We start from the raw sequence: 18,241 nt of genomic DNA, 5'->3' as shown, positions 1-18,241 counted from the left end.
ACTCCGCCACCGGGGAGCGTCGTCTCCGACAGCGTCCCGAATCCAAGCGCTTCTATCACCTCGTCTATCCACGAGTCCAGCAGTTCGTCTTCCTTGTATGAACCGAGCAGCCCTTTCTCTACTTCGTACAGCGACTGGAGTTCCTCGAAGACCGCTTCAGCCTCATCGTCACAGTCCCACTCCCCGAGTCGGAAATTCGCTCGTTGAGGTAGTGGTTCAAAAACAGATTCGAGTTTAGATATGCTAACTCTGTAAGCGTCGCTTGAGCCATAGTAACTACTTCGATTGAGTTATTCTAGTTGACATGAACCCATGGTATCTCGCCAAGGTTCTCTTGTATAAGTCGGTTGCTGGCCCTCCGAACTAGCGTTCCGCACCCTTTTTAACGCCTCCCCGGAGTACACAGTCCAATGACTCTGTCGTGGGAATCGTGGGACCACATCCTCAAAATCGACCCGGACAAGGACCTCGTCGACGGCGAGACGTTCGCCGACGTCTGTGAGACCGGAACCGACGCCATCGAAATCGGCGGTACGCTCGACATCACCACAGAGAAGATGCAGCGCGTCGTCGACGCCTGCGCCGAGTACGACGTCCCGCTGTACCAGGAACCGTCGAACCCCGCCGTCGTCGTCGACGACGACGCGCTTGACGGCTACCTCATCCCGACCGTGTTCAACGCCGGCGACTCCTTCTGGGTCACCGGCGCGCACAAAGAGTGGGTCCGCATCGAGAACGGTCTCGACTGGGAGCGCACGCACACCGAGGCGTACATCGTCCTCAATCCGGAGGCCTCGGTCGCGCAGTTGACCGACGCTGACTGCGACCAGTCCGTCGACGACGTGTCGGCGTGGGCCGCCGTCGCCGAGAAGATGTTCGGCCAGGACATCGTCTACGTCGAGTACTCCGGCATGTACGGCGACACCGAGAAAGTACAGGCCGCCCACGACGCGCTCGACGACGCGACGCTGTTCTATGGCGGCGGCATCCGCAGCTACGACGCCGCCTACGAGATGGGTCAACACGCCGACGTAGTCGTCGTCGGCGACCTGCTCCACGACGAGGGCGTCGACGCGGTCCGCGAAACCGTCGAAGGCGTCAAAGACGCCCACGCCGAGTAACGTTCGGTCTCTCGTTTTTCGGTATCTTCGCTCTCGGTCGCTTCTCCGCCCGCTGCGGCGTCAGTCCGCCGTACCGACGGCTTCCTCCTCGTCGAGCCTGACGAGTTCGCCCGCGGACTCGAGCAGTTTGACGCCCCAGGTCATCGTCATCGGGACGAGCGCCGTCGTGAAGATGGCGATGAACACGAGGATGGAGAACATCTGCTGGTCGATGACGCCCGCCGACAACCCAATGGAGGCGATGATGATCTCGACGGTGCCGCGGCCGTTCATCCCGAACCCGATGACCAACCCCTCGCGGGAGGTGAGTTTTGTCGGCAGCGAGAAGAGCCACGAGCCGGCGATTTTGCCGACGAACGCGATAGCGACGAGCAGCGCGAGCAGGCCGAAGTTCTGCGTGAACACGTCGAACGTTAGCTCGAAGGCGACGGTCACGAAGAAGATGGGCGCGAAGAAACCGATTGCGAGGTCGTAGATGACGTTCTCCATGTGCTCGTACAGTCCCGGCGTGATGTCCGCCTGACGGAGGAACATCCCGGCCATGAAGCCGCCGATGATCATGTGCAGTCCCGCCAGCGCGGCGAGTTCGGCGAACAACAGCGCGACCAGGAGCGCGAACGTGAACGCCGTCGTTTTGTCGACGAAGCCGTACCGTTCGCGGAGGTCTTCGAGTTTCGACCACAGCGGCGGCAGGAAGCGGTCGCCGATGAACAGTGTTACGGCGAAGAACGCCAGCGCTTTCGCGAGTATAACGCCGATGTCGAGGGGGTTCACCGACCCGGCTTCGACGAAGCCGATGATGCCCGCGAACGCGACGAGAACGCCGACGTCGGAGACGAGCGCACCGCCGAGTAGCACCCCCGCGATACGCGTGTCGAGCAGGTCGAGGTCCGAGAGGATGCGCGACTTCGTCGCCAGCGACGTCGCCGCCATCGCGAGTCCGAGAAACAGCGCCGCACCCATCGACTCCCCGAGGACGATGCCGGCCCCGTAGCCGAGACCGAACGGGATGACGAACCCGCCGATAGCGATGAGAAGCGCCTGCGGGCCGAGTTCGAAGAGCTTGTGGAGGTCGACCTCGGTGCCGACGTACACCATCAACAGGAAGACGCCGAGTTCCGAGAGCACCATCAGCACCTCGGACGGTTGGATGATTCCCAGTATCGGCGGCCCGAAGACGAGTCCGGCGAACAGTTCGCCCATCATCGCCGGGTAGCCAAGGCGTTCGGCGAGCGCGCCGAACACCCACGCGACGGCGAGAACGAGCAAGAGACCTAGAATGTCGATCTCCGCCGCTTCGACCACTCAGTTCACCCCCGGAATCCCCGCTGTTCGTTCCGCGTCGACCCGATACCCCGCGCCGTACGCGGATTCGTCGTGACCCCTCGTCAGTCGAAGCGCCGACTGACGCCGGTTCAGTCCCGAACTCGTTCCGCTCGGCTGTCGGGCTGTTTCTCTCATACTCCCGCCTTGCTCCTGAAACAGCATAAACGGGACGATATTCTGTTGATTTCGCATATACAATTCGTTATACTGTTTATTCCGTATTCAAAGACGTTCAACGTACCTTGGGTCACCGTGAGTCGTCCAGTTGCAGTGCGCATCGCCGCACGTCGCCGCGTATCGCCGCACGTCGCCGCGTATCGCCGCACGCCGTCCGGTGGCGTCGCTGGGCGAACGAGGTTCAGAGAACGGTGAAGGGCGTTTCGGCTACTCCTTGGCGACCTCGCTGAACGGACTGTACGGACAGGTGTACTCGTTGCGGATGAGTTCCTCCTCGACGATTTCGAAACCGAGCGAACTCAGGTCGCGGCCGATCCGGCTCAGGTCGTCGCTGTCCTCGCCGACGACGGTGATGTGGACGTTCTCCTCGCCGGTCATTATCTCGCGAACCGAGACGACGCCGTCGACGTTGCACGCCTCGTGTGCGAGTTCTTCGCGCTTGGGAATCGGGGCCGTACAGAGGATGAGCGTGTACAGTTGGTAGCCGGCCGCCTCGAAGTCGATGTCGAGGTGGCTCCCTCGGACGACGTCGCTCTCTTCGAGTCGGTGAATCCGGTTGCGAACGGTACTGGGGGAGACGCCTTTCATCTCGGCGATCTCCCTGGCCGACGTTCCGCGAGCGTCGCCTTGGAGTGCGTAGATGATGTAGCGGTCGAGGTCGTCGAGTTCCCGCGACATACGCTGAATCGTGACCGACAAACGCAAATGTGTTTTGTTCCGTCTCATTCTCTGCTGACGACGGCTTCCGTCGACGAGAGTGCCGCTGACGAGAGTACCGCTGACGATAACAGACGCCGCCGACGATTCAGACGGACGACGACTCGGCCGACGCACAGGGGCGAGCGCCGGGGACCGCGACCGGGAATCGACCGTTTTTAACCTCCCGACGCGGAACGCGTAGGCATGCAAAACCGAACGTACGCAGCAGACGCCGAACCCGGCGACACGGTGACGCTCGCCGGCTGGGTCCACGAAGTTCGTGACCTCGGCGGCATCGCTTTCCTCATCCTTCGGGACACCACCGGCAAGATTCAGATCAAGTTCGAGAAAGACGAGATGGACGAGGAGCTCGTCGAGACGGGACTCAGCGTCCACCGCGAGAGCGTCATCTCGGTGACCGGCGACGTCGGCGAGGAGCCGCGCGCGCCGACGGGCGTCGAGGTCGTCCCCGAGAGCCTCGACGTCGTCGCTGAGGCGGACCCGCAACTGCCGCTGGACCCCTCCGGGAAGGTCGACGCCGAACTGCCGACGCGCCTCGACAACCGGACGCTCGATCTCCGCAAGGAGGAGGTGAAGGCCATCTTCGAGATTCGCGCCGAGGTCCAGCGCGCCGTCCGCGAGCGGTTCCGCGAACTGCACGCGACCGAGATCAACACGCCGAAAATCGTCGCTACGGGAACCGAGGGCGGCACCGAACTGTTCCCCATCACGTACTTCGGCCGCGAGGCGTTCATGAACCAGTCGCCGCAGCTGTTCAAGCAGCTGATGGTCGGCTCCGGGCTGGAGCGCGTCTTCGAGGTCGGTCCCATCTTCCGCGCCGAGGAACACAACACGCCGCGGCACCTCAACGAGGCGACCTCCATCGACTTCGAGTCGGCGTTCGCTGACCACACCGAGGCGATGGACGTCTGCGAAGCCGTCGTCAAGGCGGCGTATGAGGCGGTCGAAGAGAACTGCCAGCGTCAACTCGAAGCGCTCGGACTCGAAGACGAGTTCGAGGCACCGTCGGGCGAGTTCCCGCGTCTCACCTACGAGGAGGCCATCGAGCGCATCAATGCGTCGGGCGAACTCGACGAACATCTCGTCTGGGGCGACGACCTGCCGACCGAAGGCGAGAAGGCGCTCGGCGAGGACGTCGGCGAGCACTACTTCATCACCGACTGGCCCAGCGAGATCAAGCCGTTCTACATCAAGGACCACGACGACGACGAGACGCTCTCGACGGGGTTCGACATGATGCACCCGAACATGGAACTCGTCTCGGGCGGTCAGCGCGAACACCGCTACGACGAACTCGTCGCCGGCTTCGAGCAGCAGGGTCTCGACCCCGAGTCGTTCGACTACTACACGAAGATGTTCAAGTACGGGATGCCCCCGCACGCCGGCTTCGGTCTAGGCGGCGAGCGTCTCATCATGACGATGCTCGGCCTCGAGAACATCCGCGAAGCGGTCCTCTTCCCGCGTGACAGGCAGCGTCTGTCGCCCTAGACGACAACGCAACTGCCACGTGGGAGCTCGACAGACGAGCAGGGCGAGTCTGCTGGCGTTCCCGCGAGATCGCCAGCGGCTGACCCTGTAGACGGAACCGGCGGTCGGTGCGCCGTCGCCGTCTTGCACAGGCACGCGACTTATTTGCGTCCACTCCTAAGCTGGATTTGATGCCCGAACTGAACGAACACGTACTCGAAGAGGCGGGTGACCGCGGACGGACGCTGTTGGTCTCGGACCTCATCGGACTCGTCGAACTCTACGAGCAGAGCGACCGACCCGGCGCCGACCCGGAGCGCGTCGTCACCTACGCCGAAGCGCTGGCCGAAGAGGGCGCGCGAATCGACGCTGGGAGCGTCCCCTCTGCGATCGAAGAACGCCTGACGGACGCCACCTCGTGGGTCGGCGACGACGTCCTCTACACTGTCGGCGACGGTCGCGTGAGTACGTTCCCCCAGCGTTGGCACGAGCAACTCGAAGGTGAGAACGACATTCGGGGGTACCTCAAGGTGATCCTCGACGACGTCGGGGAGAGCGAGGAGGCGTTCGACGAGGGTGGCGCGGGGACGGGCGTCCCGCGGAGTCTCCTCTTCGGCGTGACGGCCGCCCTCGGCGAACTCAATCCGACCGAGGCGAAAGCGCAGATACAGGCGCTCCGAGACGAGGGAGTCCTCACGGAGGACGCGGACCAGCACCCGAACGCTCGGGTCGCGTTCGCTGGACAGCAGCGCTGAGGCGATTCGTTCCGGCGCGCCGGAACCCGTCGGGCGTGTTTCGAGTCGTCACACGACGAGCGGCACTCGTGTCTTCTACAGCAGTACCCCCGACGCTTCGAGCAGTACGTATCGCGTCGAGTCACAGCCGGTCAGACGGTCGGGGTCGACTTGAGTACAGAGAAAACGATGGATTGGACGCGAAACGGCGGTGCGTCCGGGAGTGATGCATGTCTGACGTGCCGACCGTTCGGCGATTAGGTTCCGAACGGCGTGGTGGGCGCGCCGCGCGTCACACGTCCCGACGAAGTCTGACTTCGTCGTCGGTGACCGATTCGACGGCTTTCTCCTGGAGCGGGTACGTGTCCTCGTCCCTCTCACCCCAACCGAGCTTCGACTTGAGTTTCTCGGTGAGTCCGGGGTTCGGTTCGACGTACGCCGTTCCGTGTTCGACGTCCGCAACGATGCCTACGGTGTCGCCGTCGCCGGCGACGACCTTCTTCCCTTCATCGTCGTCGGTGATCTGAGTTGCCATCGGTAGGTCCTCCATCAGTCGTCTGCGACCCGCTGGTCGCGTCAGCGACAATGACGCGGTTAGGTAAAAATCGGAACGACCGTTTCCGGCGTCCCAAACCCGTTGATTCCCGGCGAACCCCGCCGAGAGACGCCGAAATCCCTTGCTAGCGAGAGCAACGCGAAGCCACTCGCTACGGACAGAAATACAGCGTTTATCGGCGTGAACGGGCTGAACGACCGCCGTCCGGGATTGTAACTGTTAAACCCGCGGCGTAGAGATGACCGTGTATGGCTGGCGAGGCAGTAGCGTTCGTCCCGGGGCACGTGACCGGATTCTTCAGCGCCCATCCGAACGACGACCCGAGAGTCGCCGGCTCTCGGGGGGCGGGCGTGACGCTCTCGACCGGTGTGACCGTCCGGGTTCGCCCGGCGGAAACCACGACGGTGACGCTCGGCCGCGACCCCGTTCGGATCGATCCGGTCGAGCGCGTGCTGAACGCGCTCTCGGTGACGGCGGCCGTCGACGCCGAGACGTCGCTGCCGCTGGGTGCGGGGTTCGGCGTCTCGGGCGCGATGGCGCTCGGCACCGCGCTCGCGGCCAACGACGCGTTCGGTCGCGCGCTCTCGGAGAACGAACTCGTAACCCTCGCCCACGGCGCGGAGGTGCAGTCCGACACGGGTCTCGGCGACGTCGTCGCGCAGGCGCGCGGCGGCGTGCCGATTCGCCTCGAACCCGGCGCGCCCGGCGAGGGGTTACTGGACGGCGTCCCCGCTCAGACCCGCGTCGAGTACGTCACGTTCGGCGAACTCTCCACCGAGGACGTGCTCTCGGGTGACACGACCCGACTCTCGGAGGCCGGCGCGCGCGCGCTCTCGACTCTCGTCGAACGGCCGACGCTCGACCGGTTCATGTTCGCCTCGCGCCGGTTCGCCCGGGAGGCGGGACTGCTTACCGACCGCGCCGAGGCGGCGATACGCGAGGTGAACGCCGTCGACGGCGAGGCGTCGATGGCGATGCTCGGCGACTCCGTCTTCGCGCTCGGCACCGGGCTCTCCGACGCGGGGTACGACCCGTCTGTCTGCCACACTCACCCCGCGGGCGCGAGACTGCTCGGGGGCGACGAAGCCGACGCGCTCGCGGACCACGAGTCGTCTCCCGCTGCGTCGCGCCGCGAGTAGCACCGGTTTTTACCATCCCCCGTCAATCGCCGGTATGACCGAGATTCCCGAGGACCACCCTCGATACGAGTCGCTGCTGACACGACATCGCATCGAGGAGGGGGTCGAGAAGGGTATCACCAGCAGACAGGGACTCATCGCGCAGGGACGCGGCGAGGCGTTCGACTACCTCCTCGGCGAACGAACGACCGAGAGCGCTGACGCCGCCGAGCGCGCCGCGGCGGCGTATCTCCTTCTCGCGGAGCACCCCGTGCTGTCGATAAACGGTAACGTCGCCGCGCTCTGTCCGGGCGAACTCGTCGAACTCGCCAATGTCGTCGGCGCGGACCTCGAAGTGAACCTGTTCAACCGGACCGACGAGCGGATGCGGGCCATCGCCGACCACCTGCGCGAACACGGCGCGAGCGAGGTGAAGGGGTTGTCCGCCGACGGCCGCATCCCTGGTCTCTCGCACGAACGCGCCAAAGTTGACGCCGACGGCATCGGCGACGCCGACGTGGTGCTCGTTCCGCTGGAGGACGGCGACAGGGCGGAGGCGCTCGCGGCGATGGGGAAAGTCGAACTCGTCGTCGACCTGAACCCGATGTCGCGGTCCGCACAGACCGCCACCGTCCCGATAATCGACAACATCGTCCGCGCGGTGCCGAACGTCACCCGTCACGCCCGCGAGTTGCGGGGCAAGTCCCGGGAGGAACTGGAAGCTATCGTCGCCGTATTCGAGGCGAAGGCGGCGCTGGAAGCTGCCGAAGAGGCGATTCGGAGCGGCACGTAGCCGTCGCAACTCCTTCGACGCCGGTCCGTCTCCGCATCTCACCGGCGCGAGAGAGCGCCGCGACCGACAGGTGCGACTGCGGGTAGTGCCGCTTATCAACCCCCATCGCATACGGCGGCCCATGACTCGTCGGGTCCTCGTCGCGAACGCGAGTGGACGACTCGGGAAGACCGTCGTCGAACAGCTTTGCTCGGGAGAGTTCGGTTCGTTCGAAGTTCGAGCACTGACGGATACGCTGAACGACGACGCCGAGGACGCGCTCTCTCGAGGGGGTGCGACGCTCGTCGAGGCGGACTCCCTCGACGCGGACTCGCTCGCGACTGCCGTCGACGACGTTGACGCCGTCTTTCTTACGGCCGACGTGGGTGACAGCGACGCGGAGGCTCTCGAAACAGCGGGGGGCGCGCTCGTCGACGCCGCCGAACGAACCGACCTGTCGCAGTTCGTGTACGCGAGCGCCGCTGCCGCCGGTGACGGAACCGACGTCCCGAAGTTCGAGGCCGTCTCCGCCGTCGAACGGCGCGTCAGCGAGTTGGAACTGCCTTGGACGGTGGTCCGTCCGGCGTTTCTCATGCAGTGGTTCGAGGAGCACCGACGCGGCATCGAGTCCGGAACGCTCACGCTGCCGCTGGACGACGACGCACCCCTCTACCTGGTCCACGTCGACGACGTCGGAGCGATGGTCGCTCGCGTGCTCGCCGACCCCGACTCGTTCGTCGATGAAACCCTCGAACTCGCCGCCGACTCGTACACGCTCGACGACCTCGCGACGGCGTTCGCGGAGGCGCTCGGCCACGACGTGACGGGCGTCCAGACGCCGATGGACGTCGCCCGCGAGGAACTCCCCGAGGAGCACGTCGCCCTCTTCGCGTTCGTCAACGGCGGCGGTTACGAGGTCGACCTCGACGCCGTCCGCGACCGGTACGACGTCGAGTTCAGGTCGTTCGAGACGTACCTCGACACGCGCTGGTCCGGGGAGACGGCGGAGTCGTCGGAGTCGACCGCCGACTGAAGCGGGCGAGTTAGTCGAAGCCGCTTATCAGCGTGACGAGCCACTGCGCCGGGTCCCCGCGGCGGCGGACGGACACCTCGTCGACCCACTTCACCCACTGGAACCCGCGGCGGCCCGGCGCGACGAGTCGCATCGGTGCGCCGTGGCCGTGCGAGAGCGGCTCGTCGCAGATGTGCGTCGCCAACAGCGCATCGCGTGCCTCCTCGACGGGGAGACTCCAGCGGTAGCCGGTGACGGAGACGAACCGGACGTAGTGGGCGTCGTCAAGGACGCCCGCGGCGTCGAGTACGTCGCCGACGCGGACGCCGCGCCAGTTCTGGACGGTGTACCAGCCGCTCGTGCAGTCCAGCAACGCTTCGAGTTCGGCGTCGACCGTTACCTCGTCGTAGCCGAGTTCGAGCGCCTCCTCGACGCGGCCGCCGACCGACAGCGTCCACGCTTCGGCATCGACCGGGTCGGGGTCGTCGGCGACCCAACTCGTCACCGGAAACGACGACCCCTCGACGGGTTTCGACCCCGTGAAGCGGCGCTCGACGCCCGCCGTACCGAGTAGTCGGTTCGTCGTCTCCTGGGCGCGAAACAGCACCGCGCCGCCGACAAATAGGCCTGCGTACTGGAGCGCGGCGCGGCGCTCTGCGAAGTCGACCCTCTGCGGCGGACGAAAATGCGTCCGGAGGTGGAGCAAGACGACAGGGACGAGCAGTAAGCCGAAGAAGACGTGAACGTTCAGCAGGTTCCACAGCAGCACGTCCGCGTCCGCGCCCAGCACCCACGCGATACCTGTTCCGAGGGCTGCCAGCGCGAGAACCGTCAGGAGCAGCGACAGGCCGGTCGCGTGGTTCCACAGGCGCCGGTTCGTCACCCGGTAGCGGACGCGGTACAGTTTGGAGCCGACGAGCGCGACGAGCGTCAGTCCCGCGACAGCGTGCAGCCAGAACAGCCACGCGCCGTCGGGCGTCCCGACGGTGAAACTCAAAAGGCCGGACGCGACCTCGAAGAGAACGAGCGCGAAGATGGACCAGTCGACGAGACGTGGCCGCGGCTCGATTCGGGAGACGAGCCGCCTAGTCGCGCCGCTCGGAGACACGTCCGCTAGAAGGAACGGCGGCTACAAGAGCGCGTCGTCGGGCGTGACGCGGTGTTACTGGCCGGGCGACTCGTTCGTCGCTTCCTCGTTCTCGTCCTCGGCTTCGAGCGGCGACTCGCCCTCGCCTGACCCGTCGGCGTCATCCGTGGACGCGTCTGCGTCCGCACCGTCGTCAGCCACGGACTCCTCTTTCGTCTCCTCGTCGCCCGCGTCGCTACCTACTTCGCCCGTCTCAGTCATCTCCTCGCCACTCACTTCGCCCGCCTCGGTCGTCTCCACGTCGCCTACTTCGCTCGTCTCATCGTCGTCTGCCTCGTCCGCCTCCTCTGCGTCAGTGTCGACGTTTTCGTCCGGATCCTCCTCGGATTCGGTCACCGCGTCGACGATGTCGTCTTCGACGACGGTCTCGCCCGGTTCGGGCGGTACCTCGCCTTCCTCGTCCTCGACGGCTTCGACCATCTCGTCGACGTCTGACTCGTCCGCGGCGTCCGTCTTGTCCACAGCGTCCGTCCCCATGACGTCCTCCTCGGCGACCGACGTGTCGGTGATATCGCGTTCGGTCTCGTCGGGTTCGCGCTCCTCGCCGGAGCCGCGACGCTTGCGGACGGCGTACGCGACGCCGACGAGTACCGCGGTGGCTACCGTTAGCTGGAGGGCGCGTCCGAGGACCGACCGTCCCTTCGACGACGAAGACGCGGGTTCCGGTTCGGGTTCGTCCGCCATCGCCGCGCTTCGCAGCCGCTCTACCGGGTTATCTACGGACAGCCGTCGCAGCACGCCGATTGCGACGAGTCCGAGCGCGACCGTTCGTTTCACCGCTTGCCGCTCGCGGGGCGCTTCGGCGCCCTCGTCGGCGAGCACTCGAATCAGTCGCCAGACGTCGAACTGGTCAGTCTCGGCCGACGTCGATTCGGCGCTTCGTTCTTCGACCATCGTCAGAACGGCCTGCTGTACTTCCTTTCTCGTTCGCTGTAGTGTAGTCGTCACGTATGTTCGCCCCGTAAGGAGTCAGTACGGAGCGTCGAAAGGCTTCGGGGGACGTTCGTCCGAGGCTGTCTGTCTCCAAAACGAGAGAGTCGTCCGAACTATTCAAAGAGCGCCGCGGGCGGACCGCCGGGGAGTCGGTCGCGGTCGTGCGGTTCCGAGAAGTCGATGTCTGGGCCGGTGGGGACCAAGCGCTTCGGGTTCACGTCGCCGTGACTTCGGTAGTAGTGTTCGGTGATCTGTTCGAGGTTCACCGTGTCGGCGATTCCGGGCAACTGGTACAGTTCCTTCGTGTAGTTCCAGAGGTTCGGATACTCGTGAATCGCCCGGCGGTTACATTTGAAGTGGGTGTGGTAGACGTGGTCGAAACGGACGAGCGTCGCGAACATCGCGAGGTCGGCTTCGGTGAGCACGTCGCCCGCGAGGTAGCGCTGGTCGTTCAACACCGCCTCCCAGCGGTCGAGCGCGTCGAACAGGTCGCCGACCGCCTCGTCGTACGCGGCCTGCGTGTCGGCGAACCCCGCGCGGTAGACCCCGTTGTTGACGGATTCGTATATCTCCTCGATGAGTCGGTCGACCTCGTCGCGGTAGCCCTCGGGGCAGAGGTCTACGTCGCGCTCGGCGAGGCGGCCGAACTCCGTGTCGAGCATCCGCATTATCTCGGCGGACTCGTTGTTGACGATGGTCTCTTTCTCTTTGTCCCAGAGAACCGGCACCGTCACGCGTCCGGTGTAGTCGTTGTCCGCGCGAACGTAGATATCCCGGAGGTACGGTTCGTCGTACAGCGGGTCCGGAAACCGCTCTGAGAACTCCCAGCCGTCGTTGATGCGCACCGGCTCGGTCAGCGAGAACGTAATCGCGTGTTCGAGACCCAACAGTGCGCGCGTCATCGCCGCCCGGTGCGCCCACGGGCAAGCCCGACAGATGTAGAGGTGGTACCGACCCGCCTCGATCGGGAACTCGGCATCGTCCGAATCCTCGATGCGGTCGCGGAACGACGTCTCCTGTCGGTCGAACTTCCCCTCCTCGTTCGTCGATTCGTAGGCGTCGGTCCGCCATTCGCCGTCGACGAGCATGTTCATCGACTTTCCCCTCCAGGCGTCGCTAGTCGAATCATTCTATTCACATGTAGGAGTCGACGAAGCAAAAGCGTTCGGCGCCCCGACGATCTGTTACCTCTTTTCTCAGTACGATCCGCTTACCCTCCGACGGATCGCAGCCGAACGACGCAGCACGATTGGATGGCGGTGCATAACGAACTCCACCCCACCCGTGACGTCACCTTGATGGTCGATCGTGGCTCGGACCGACCGTACGTACCGCTCGCTCTGCTGGTAGTCCTCGGAGTCGGCGCGATCGTTATCGGCGCGGGTGTCGCCTCTCAGTTCGACGCCGGCACACTCTCGCCGGGCGGCGACCCGGAGACGCCGGTGAACGACTCGACGTCGACAGCGGCGACTCCTAACGCAACCGAGACGACTGTTTCGCCGACGCCGACTGCGACACCGACTGAGACGCCGACGGGAACGGCCACAGCAACCGTGACGGGTACGCCGACAGCGACTTCCACTCCGACGGCTACGCCGACTCCAACTCAAACAGCGACCCCTACATCGACGGCTACTCCCACACCAACTTCGACTCCGGCGCCGACTCCAACGTTGACACCGACTCCGACGGCAACCCCTACACTGACCGCGACTTCTACATCAACGTCGACTCCGACGGCCACGCCGGCTCCAACGTCTACGACGACCGAAACAGCGACGCAAACGCCGACGGAGACACAGACAGAGACGGAAACCGAAGCTACGGTCGGGACGGCACCGATCGTCGGCGCGAGCGTCCCCGTCGCGGCTGGTCTCGGTCCGATGCTCCTCTGTCTGTTCGCGTCCGGCGCACTCGCGATGCGTCGGCACGAGTGACCCCGACCGAACCGGAATCGCACGGCGGCACAGAACAGGTTCGGCAGCCGTGCAGAACCGGTCCTTCGTCGGGTGTACGCTCGGGCTAACAGCAGAGTATGCCGACCCATACCGCCGAAACGGTGTATCGGCTGCCCATAACAAAGCCGGTTCTTTTCCTTGGCGCACGCGATGTCCGACCCTGGTTCGAAACGACAGTACGTGCCCTTACTGGTGCTCCTCGTAGTCGCCTTCGGTGCGATAGCCCTCGGTTCCGGGTTCGCGTCGGAGTTCGACGCCGGATCGCTCTCTCCGGCCAACGACTCCACCAACGAGTCGAACAGCGACGCTGCCGGAACCGTAATCGAGACGAACGAAACGAACGAAACCACCCCCACCTCGACGGCCGAGTCGACGACGACACCGGCGACAACTACCGACGCACCGCCGAGCGACGGCGACGACAATACCACCGACGAGAGCGACGCCGGTAACTCGAACGACAACGCTGGTAGCTCCTCGAACTCGGATTCCAATTCGAACTCGAACGACGCCGACGACTCTAACAGCGGTAACGACGGTAGCGCGGGCGACGCGACCACCACGACGAGCACGCCGACGGAGACTAGCTCGCCCGTCGAGACGACTGAAACCCCGACGAGCGAACCGCCGTCGGTGCAACCGCTGACGGACGTCTCGAACCAGTGCGGTCAGCTCACTGTCTCGAATCCCAACGAGTTCGCGGTGACCTACAGCTACACCGTCCAAGAGACGAACGAGGGAGACCAGGTCCAACTCGGGCCTGGCGAATCGATGACCATCGACCTCGACCTGAGCGGGTCGGAGGGTGACCAGTACTACGTGGTCACCGAGGCAGTGCGCAGCGACACCGGTGAATTGGTGCCCGTCGAGGACGAGTCGACCTCGGCGATAACCGAGAGCGTTCAGGTGTGCGGTTCGTCCGAGACGACCACGTCGACGCCGACTGAAACGCCGACCGAGACGAGCACACCGACCTCGTCGGTCGAACCACTGACGGACGCCTCGAACCAGTGCGGTCAGCTCACGGTCTCGAACCCCAACGAATTCGCGGTGACGTACAGCTACACCGTGCAGGAAGCGTCGATGAGCGGGAACGTCGAACTCGGTCCCGGCGAGTCGACGACCATCGACCTTGACCTGAGCGGTCCGGAGGGCGAGCAGTACTATGTGGTCACCGAGGCGGCGCAGAGCGACACGGGCGAGTCGGTCCCGGTCGAGGACGAGGAGACCTCGGCGATCACCGAGAGCGTTGAGGCGTGTGGGTCGACGCAGACGACGACCGAGACGGCAACCTCATCGCCGACGACTGAGATGACAACCGAAACGACGACCGAAACGAGTACGACGACCGCACTCACCACAGAGACGGAGACGGCGACGGAAACGACCGAGACCCTGCAGACGCAGACGACGGAGTCGCAGTCGACGGAGAGTCAGACAGAAACACAGACTGCCGAAGCGACGGAGAGCCAGACCGAAACCGCGACGCCGACCGACTCCGACACAACGACCACCACCGAGACGGAGTCCGCGAGTTTCGCGACGCTGCTCCCCGGCACCCGATTCGGAGCGACGCTGAGTTGCCTGCTCGCCATCGCAGGGCTGTCGGTCCGGCGGCGCCACCGCTGAGCCTCGCCGATTGATACTTTCTTTGTCCCTCGGTCGGTGGTGAGTGCATGAACACTCGTCGCGCGCTGTTAGTCGACGCGTTCACCACCGAACCGCTCGCGGGCAACGCCGCCGGCGTCGTTCCCGACGCCGACGGTCTCTCGGTCGAGCAGATGCAGGCCGTCGCCCGCGAACTGTCGGTGAGCGAGACGGCGTTTCTCCATCCCTCGGCGAGCGCCGACCGCCGCATCCGGTACTTCACGCCGACACAGGAAGTCGACCTCTGCGGCCACGCCACTGTCGCAGCGCACGCGCACCTGTTCGAGGAAGGCGTCCTCGACGCGGGTGTCCACACGCTGGAGACGAACGTCGGCGACCTGGACGTCGAGGTGACCGAGGACGGCGTCGTCTGGATGACCCAGTCGCAACCGACCGTTCGACCCGTCGACGTCGACTACGACCGCGCGAGCGACGCGCTCGGCGTTCCAGTCGACTCGCTTCGAGCCGTCGCCGACGATCTCCCGGCGGCCGTCGCGTCGACCGGGCTCCCGTTTCTCGTCCTCGGCGTCGACTTCCTCGAAGCGATGGGCGGCGCGACACCCGATACGAGTGCCGTCGCCGCGCTGGCCGACGAGTACGACGCGACGGGCGTCTACCTGTTCACCTTCGACACGTTGGCAGCCGAGTCGACGGTGCACGCGCGGATGTTCGCGCCCGGCGCGGGCGTCCCCGAGGACCCCGTCACCGGGACCGCCAGCGGCGCATGCGGGGCGTACCTCCGGCACGTCGGCGCGTTCGACGCGCTCCCCGAGGAAATGCAGTTCGAGCAAGGGGCGTTCGTCGACAGACCCGGACGAGTTCGCGTCCGAGTGGGCGACGCCGTCCGCGTCGGCGGCCGAGCGGTGACGGCGTTCGACGGCTCGCTCGTCGTCCCCGACATCGAGGACGACGAGATTCTCGAAGCCTGAACGGGTCGAAAATCAGCGTTCGGCGTCGGGTTCCGACCACGTGATGGCCGACGTGCACCAGTGACAGAACTCCAGTTCCGTATCCAGCGGATAGCCGCAGACCGGGCAGGCGACGGCGTCGTCGTCAGCTTCGGCCGGTTTGATGGCGATGCGGCAGGCGTCGTAGATGCTCAGCCCGAGGAGGAACAGAAGCGGCGGGTAGATAGTCGACGCTTCTACGTCCACCGACGCGACCGTCTCCACCGGCGCGGCGACGAACGGCGAAATCGACGTCACCGACGGGTCGAGTGCGACGGCGAGCGCGACGCCGCTACCGAGAACGAACAGTAACCAGGCCACACCGCGTCGCCACCGGCGAAGGTAGAAGTGGCCGACGCCCGCGACGCCGACGGTGGCGAACAGCGTCCCGAGAACCGCGGCGACGAGCGCGCGTCGGGGTATGCCGATCATGTCCCCAACGTCCAGAGCCGTACCGTATAAAGTCGCAGGTTCTGCGGTGAATTTCAGACAGAGAAAAGATAATTGCCAATTGTTATTTGGTGTTTATGCGGCAACTACACGTTGAACGCCGAGCGGCGTTCGACGGTTCGACGCTCTGGTCCGTCGCTCGTCAGTCCGAAACTACAGGCGTTCGACGAGTCCGGCGAGCGTTTCGAGGTCGTACTGACCGGGCGCGGTAGCGTCCTCGGCGTTCGGCGGCGCGTAGCCGATTTTCGACCCGTAGACGGGGGCGACCGCGCGCGTGTGGCGTCCTGGTTCGCCCATCGCCATCGTCGCGACGCGCCGGCCGGTGAGCGTCGCCTCGTGCGTCGCCGAGAGCAGCGCGAGCGCGTCCGACCGGTCGGTCGCGGTCACCGCTAGCTTCCCCACGTCGCCCGCCTCGCACGCCGCCGAGAGCAGGCCTCTGAGGTCCGCCGCCACCGGCGTCTTCTCGAAGTCGTGAACCGACGCGACCACCGAGAGACCCCGCTCTTTTGCTTCCGAGCGCAGCGCGACCGCACTCGGCACGTCCGGTCCCTGCGGACCGAGCGCGGCGAGTTCGAGGTCGACGGCGACGACGGCGTGGTGGTCGAACGTCGCTTCTAGTGTCGTCAGCCGGTTCTCGTCGCTCGCCTCACCGCCCTCCCAGTCGGCGCGGTTCGTCACGAGAAGCGGCAGTTCGCCGTCGTAGTCGTCGAGCGCTTCCAGCGGGTTCGACGCGAGGTCCATCCGGAACTCGGCGACGTCGGCGTGTTCGCTCGCCGCCTCGACCGTCCCGAGGTCGGCCGTACTGACCGCCAACACGAACGAGTCGAACTCCATGCGCTCACTCCCTCGCGGAGACTGAAAAATGGTCCAGTTGCGGGCGTTAGTTGCCGTCGGTGAAGGGGCGGTGTTCGACGACGTACCGGCGGTTGGGTTTGGTTCCGTCGCAACCGCCGACGCGGGCGACGCCGTCCACGACGTACAGTTTGAGCCGGCGCTCCTGCTTCGTGACGACGGGGAACTCGTAGTTCGCGGCACTGTACGCCGTCTCCGTCTCGGCTTCTTCGACGAACGATTCGTGGCGGGTGACCCGCTCTCTGACCCGCTGTCGGGACTCCGACGGGAGTTCGTCGATTCGCCGCTCGAACGCGTCAAGCACCGTCGCGTCGAGTTCGTACCCGACCGAGTTGCGGACAGAGAGCATCGCCGCCACCGTCGTCGTCCCCGTTCCGGCGAAAGGGTCCAACACGGTGTCGCCGTACACCGAGTACATACGAACCAGTCGAAGCGGAAGCTCGAGCGGGAACGCCGCCGAGCGCTCGCGGCGGTCGCTCGGCGCGGCCAGCGTCTGATCGGTTCCGGTGAGTGTCCAGAGGTCGGAGAACCACTCGTTTCGCTCCTCCCAGAAGAACGCACTCTCGTAGCGGCGGTCGTCACCCGCCTCGAACTGGCGGAGACCGCCCTTCCTGAAGACGAGGACGTACTCATGTTCGAGCGTGACGTACGCGTTCGGCGGCAGTGTCCCCGACCCCATGAACTTCGTCAGGCGGTTCGTCGGTTTCCGCCAGAGGATGTCCGGAAGCGGCCGCAAACCGCGCTCTCGCAGCGCCGACAGCACCCGCGCGTGGTTCGGAAACTGCCGAAACTCTCCCCCTATCGACCGCGTCGCGTCGCCGACGTTGACGCAGACGACGCCGCCCGGTGCGAGCACGCGCACGACTTCGTCCCAGACCGCGTCCAGTTGCGCGTGCATCCGCTCGAAGGCGGCGTCGGCGTCGCCCTCGTCCAGCGCCTCGCCGACCGCCGGGTCGCGCGTCGAAAAAAGGTCGTCCCACAGCGAAATCATCGGATACGGCGGCGACGTGACGACCAGTTCGACCGACTCCGACTCGACGTCGTCCATCGCCGCGGCGTCGCCGAGTCGATGGACGTGTTCGGTCTGCACATCCTACCTGTGAGTGCATTGTTATGTAGTGTTTTGGGTCCGTTGCAGTCGGTGCGCCACCGACACTGCCGCGTCGGCTTCGCACTCACCGAACTGGAAGCGCTCGGGGCGAGCGCCGCGACGTTTCCCCACATCGGCTACATCGAGGTGACTCCCGCGCTTGTCCTGACGCGGACGTACTGGCGGGAGTAGTCGACAACGGTCGAAAATGGAG

At 65.3% G+C, this 18,241-nt stretch carries 20 protein-coding genes and 1 pseudogene; 9 read left to right on the top strand and 12 right to left on the bottom strand.

What is annotated here, in order from left to right:
- Nucleotides 1–2: 2 nt before the first annotated feature.
- Nucleotides 3–271 (bottom strand): annotated as a pseudogene (locus LAQ58_RS19105) (restriction endonuclease); the annotation flags it as partial.
- Nucleotides 272–410: 139 nt separating this feature from the next.
- Between LAQ58_RS19105 and LAQ58_RS11400 the strand changes: the two are divergent.
- Nucleotides 411–1,121: a phosphoglycerol geranylgeranyltransferase gene (locus LAQ58_RS11400; RefSeq protein WP_224447584.1), complete on the top strand. Its 711-nt coding sequence runs from the start codon at nt 411–413 to the stop codon at nt 1,119–1,121.
- A gap of 60 nt (nt 1,122–1,181) precedes the next feature.
- Here LAQ58_RS11400 and LAQ58_RS11395 read toward each other — a convergent pair whose 3' ends face one another.
- From LAQ58_RS11395 to LAQ58_RS11385, 3 genes are all read right to left on the bottom strand, one after another.
- Nucleotides 1,182–2,426 (bottom strand): cation:proton antiporter, encoded by a 1,245-nt coding sequence (locus tag LAQ58_RS11395; protein WP_224447583.1) that lies wholly within the window; start codon nt 2,424–2,426, stop codon nt 1,182–1,184.
- The gene (locus LAQ58_RS11390) at nt 2,427–2,582 is read right to left on the bottom strand and encodes a hypothetical protein (RefSeq protein ID WP_224447582.1); all 156 of its coding nucleotides are present in this window, start codon (nt 2,580–2,582) and stop codon (nt 2,427–2,429) included.
- 249 nt (nt 2,583–2,831) lie between these two features.
- A complete protein-coding gene (locus tag LAQ58_RS11385) occupies nt 2,832–3,302 on the bottom strand; it encodes an Lrp/AsnC family transcriptional regulator (RefSeq protein ID WP_224447581.1) in 471 nt (156 codons plus the stop codon).
- A gap of 225 nt (nt 3,303–3,527) precedes the next feature.
- Here LAQ58_RS11385 and aspS point away from each other — a divergent pair, with 225 nt between their 5' ends.
- Together aspS and LAQ58_RS11375 are read left to right on the top strand one after the other, a co-directional pair.
- Entirely contained in the window at nt 3,528–4,832 is a 1,305-nt protein-coding gene (gene aspS / locus LAQ58_RS11380; RefSeq protein ID WP_224447580.1) for an aspartate--tRNA(Asn) ligase, read from the top strand.
- 170 nt (nt 4,833–5,002) lie between these two features.
- Nucleotides 5,003–5,566, top strand: coding sequence for a hypothetical protein (locus LAQ58_RS11375; protein ID WP_224447579.1), 564 nt, complete (start codon nt 5,003–5,005; stop codon nt 5,564–5,566).
- 271 nt (nt 5,567–5,837) lie between these two features.
- Here the strand turns inward: LAQ58_RS11375 and LAQ58_RS11370 are convergent, their stop codons facing one another.
- Nucleotides 5,838–6,080: a PRC-barrel domain containing protein gene (locus LAQ58_RS11370; RefSeq protein ID WP_224447578.1), complete on the bottom strand. Its 243-nt coding sequence runs from the start codon at nt 6,078–6,080 to the stop codon at nt 5,838–5,840.
- 269 nt (nt 6,081–6,349) lie between these two features.
- Here LAQ58_RS11370 and LAQ58_RS11365 point away from each other — a divergent pair, with 269 nt between their 5' ends.
- The 3 genes from LAQ58_RS11365 (at nt 6,350) to LAQ58_RS11355 (ending at nt 9,024) form a co-directional block, all read left to right on the top strand.
- Nucleotides 6,350–7,240, top strand: coding sequence for a pantoate kinase (locus LAQ58_RS11365; RefSeq protein WP_224447577.1), 891 nt, complete (start codon nt 6,350–6,352; stop codon nt 7,238–7,240).
- 34 nt (nt 7,241–7,274) lie between these two features.
- Nucleotides 7,275–8,012, top strand: coding sequence for a 4-phosphopantoate--beta-alanine ligase (locus tag LAQ58_RS11360; protein WP_224447576.1), 738 nt, complete (start codon nt 7,275–7,277; stop codon nt 8,010–8,012).
- 121 nt (nt 8,013–8,133) lie between these two features.
- Nucleotides 8,134–9,024, top strand: a complete 891-nt coding sequence (locus tag LAQ58_RS11355; RefSeq protein ID WP_224447575.1) for an NmrA family NAD(P)-binding protein — start codon at nt 8,134–8,136, stop codon at nt 9,022–9,024.
- 10 nt (nt 9,025–9,034) lie between these two features.
- Here LAQ58_RS11355 and LAQ58_RS11350 read toward each other — a convergent pair whose 3' ends face one another.
- The 4 genes from LAQ58_RS11350 to LAQ58_RS11335 form a co-directional block, all read right to left on the bottom strand.
- Nucleotides 9,035–10,111 carry a molybdopterin-dependent oxidoreductase gene (locus tag LAQ58_RS11350; protein ID WP_224447574.1) on the bottom strand — a complete coding sequence of 359 codons (1,077 nt, stop codon included), beginning with the start codon at nt 10,109–10,111 and terminating at the stop codon, nt 9,035–9,037.
- Nucleotides 10,112–10,165: 54 nt separating this feature from the next.
- Nucleotides 10,166–11,098 (bottom strand): hypothetical protein, encoded by a 933-nt coding sequence (locus LAQ58_RS11345; protein ID WP_224447573.1) that lies wholly within the window; start codon nt 11,096–11,098, stop codon nt 10,166–10,168.
- 98 nt (nt 11,099–11,196) lie between these two features.
- Entirely contained in the window at nt 11,197–12,177 is a 981-nt protein-coding gene (locus LAQ58_RS11340; RefSeq protein WP_224447572.1) for a glutathione S-transferase family protein, read from the bottom strand.
- Between the two features lie 299 nt (nt 12,178–12,476).
- Nucleotides 12,477–12,665, bottom strand: coding sequence for a hypothetical protein (locus tag LAQ58_RS11335; protein WP_224447571.1), 189 nt, complete (start codon nt 12,663–12,665; stop codon nt 12,477–12,479).
- Between the two features lie 526 nt (nt 12,666–13,191).
- Between LAQ58_RS11335 and LAQ58_RS11330 the strand changes: the two genes are divergently transcribed.
- Together LAQ58_RS11330 and LAQ58_RS11325 are read left to right on the top strand one after the other, a co-directional pair.
- Nucleotides 13,192–14,670, top strand: a complete 1,479-nt coding sequence (locus tag LAQ58_RS11330; protein WP_224447570.1) for a hypothetical protein — start codon at nt 13,192–13,194, stop codon at nt 14,668–14,670.
- A 47-nt stretch (nt 14,671–14,717) separates the two neighbouring features.
- On the top strand, nt 14,718–15,617 hold the full coding sequence (locus LAQ58_RS11325; RefSeq protein ID WP_224447569.1) for a PhzF family phenazine biosynthesis protein: 900 nt from the start codon (nt 14,718–14,720) through the stop codon (nt 15,615–15,617).
- 12 nt (nt 15,618–15,629) lie between these two features.
- Here LAQ58_RS11325 and LAQ58_RS11320 read toward each other — a convergent pair whose 3' ends face one another.
- The 3 genes from LAQ58_RS11320 to LAQ58_RS11310 all read right to left on the bottom strand — a co-directional run bounded on the left by LAQ58_RS11320 (nt 15,630) and on the right by LAQ58_RS11310 (nt 18,027).
- Nucleotides 15,630–16,067 carry a DUF7575 domain-containing protein gene (locus LAQ58_RS11320; protein WP_224447568.1) on the bottom strand — a complete coding sequence of 146 codons (438 nt, stop codon included), beginning with the start codon at nt 16,065–16,067 and terminating at the stop codon, nt 15,630–15,632.
- A 171-nt stretch (nt 16,068–16,238) separates the two neighbouring features.
- Entirely contained in the window at nt 16,239–16,919 is a 681-nt protein-coding gene (locus LAQ58_RS11315) for a type I 3-dehydroquinate dehydratase (RefSeq protein WP_224447567.1), read from the bottom strand.
- A gap of 46 nt (nt 16,920–16,965) precedes the next feature.
- Nucleotides 16,966–18,027, bottom strand: a complete 1,062-nt coding sequence (locus tag LAQ58_RS11310) for a DNA-methyltransferase (protein ID WP_224447566.1) — start codon at nt 18,025–18,027, stop codon at nt 16,966–16,968.
- A gap of 51 nt (nt 18,028–18,078) precedes the next feature.
- Between LAQ58_RS11310 and LAQ58_RS11305 the strand changes: the two genes are divergently transcribed.
- A complete protein-coding gene (locus LAQ58_RS11305; RefSeq protein WP_224447565.1) occupies nt 18,079–18,219 on the top strand; it encodes a hypothetical protein in 141 nt (46 codons plus the stop codon).
- Nucleotides 18,220–18,241: the final 22 nt, after the last annotated feature.

The sequence above is a fragment of the Haloprofundus salilacus genome, assembly GCF_020150815.1.
GTDB lineage: Archaea > Halobacteriota > Halobacteria > Halobacteriales > Haloferacaceae > Haloprofundus > Haloprofundus salilacus.
Note: the sequence above shows the minus strand (reverse complement) of the source record. Positions and strands in the feature narration are given on the sequence as shown.

Excerpts from the sequence above, each read along its gene's own strand:
- LAQ58_RS11365 (WP_224447577.1), top strand. The coding sequence starts at position 6,350 with ATGGCTGGCGAGGCAGTAGCGTTCGTCCCGGGGCACGTGACCGGATTC.
- LAQ58_RS11320 (WP_224447568.1), bottom strand. The coding sequence starts at position 16,067 with ATGATCGGCATACCCCGACGCGCGCTCGTCGCCGCGGTTCTCGGGACG.
- LAQ58_RS11375 (WP_224447579.1), top strand. The coding sequence starts at position 5,003 with ATGCCCGAACTGAACGAACACGTACTCGAAGAGGCGGGTGACCGCGGA.
- LAQ58_RS11330 (WP_224447570.1), top strand. The coding sequence starts at position 13,192 with ATGTCCGACCCTGGTTCGAAACGACAGTACGTGCCCTTACTGGTGCTC.
- LAQ58_RS11355 (WP_224447575.1), top strand. The coding sequence starts at position 8,134 with ATGACTCGTCGGGTCCTCGTCGCGAACGCGAGTGGACGACTCGGGAAG.
- LAQ58_RS11360 (WP_224447576.1), top strand. The coding sequence starts at position 7,275 with ATGACCGAGATTCCCGAGGACCACCCTCGATACGAGTCGCTGCTGACA.
- LAQ58_RS11385 (WP_224447581.1), bottom strand. The coding sequence starts at position 3,302 with ATGTCGCGGGAACTCGACGACCTCGACCGCTACATCATCTACGCACTC.
- LAQ58_RS11390 (WP_224447582.1), bottom strand. The coding sequence starts at position 2,582 with ATGAGAGAAACAGCCCGACAGCCGAGCGGAACGAGTTCGGGACTGAAC.
- LAQ58_RS11370 (WP_224447578.1), bottom strand. The coding sequence starts at position 6,080 with ATGGCAACTCAGATCACCGACGACGATGAAGGGAAGAAGGTCGTCGCC.
- LAQ58_RS11315 (WP_224447567.1), bottom strand. The coding sequence starts at position 16,919 with ATGGAGTTCGACTCGTTCGTGTTGGCGGTCAGTACGGCCGACCTCGGG.
- LAQ58_RS11400 (WP_224447584.1), top strand. The coding sequence starts at position 411 with ATGACTCTGTCGTGGGAATCGTGGGACCACATCCTCAAAATCGACCCG.
- LAQ58_RS11340 (WP_224447572.1), bottom strand. The coding sequence starts at position 12,177 with ATGAACATGCTCGTCGACGGCGAATGGCGGACCGACGCCTACGAATCG.
- LAQ58_RS11325 (WP_224447569.1), top strand. The coding sequence starts at position 14,718 with ATGAACACTCGTCGCGCGCTGTTAGTCGACGCGTTCACCACCGAACCG.
- aspS (WP_224447580.1), top strand. The coding sequence starts at position 3,528 with ATGCAAAACCGAACGTACGCAGCAGACGCCGAACCCGGCGACACGGTG.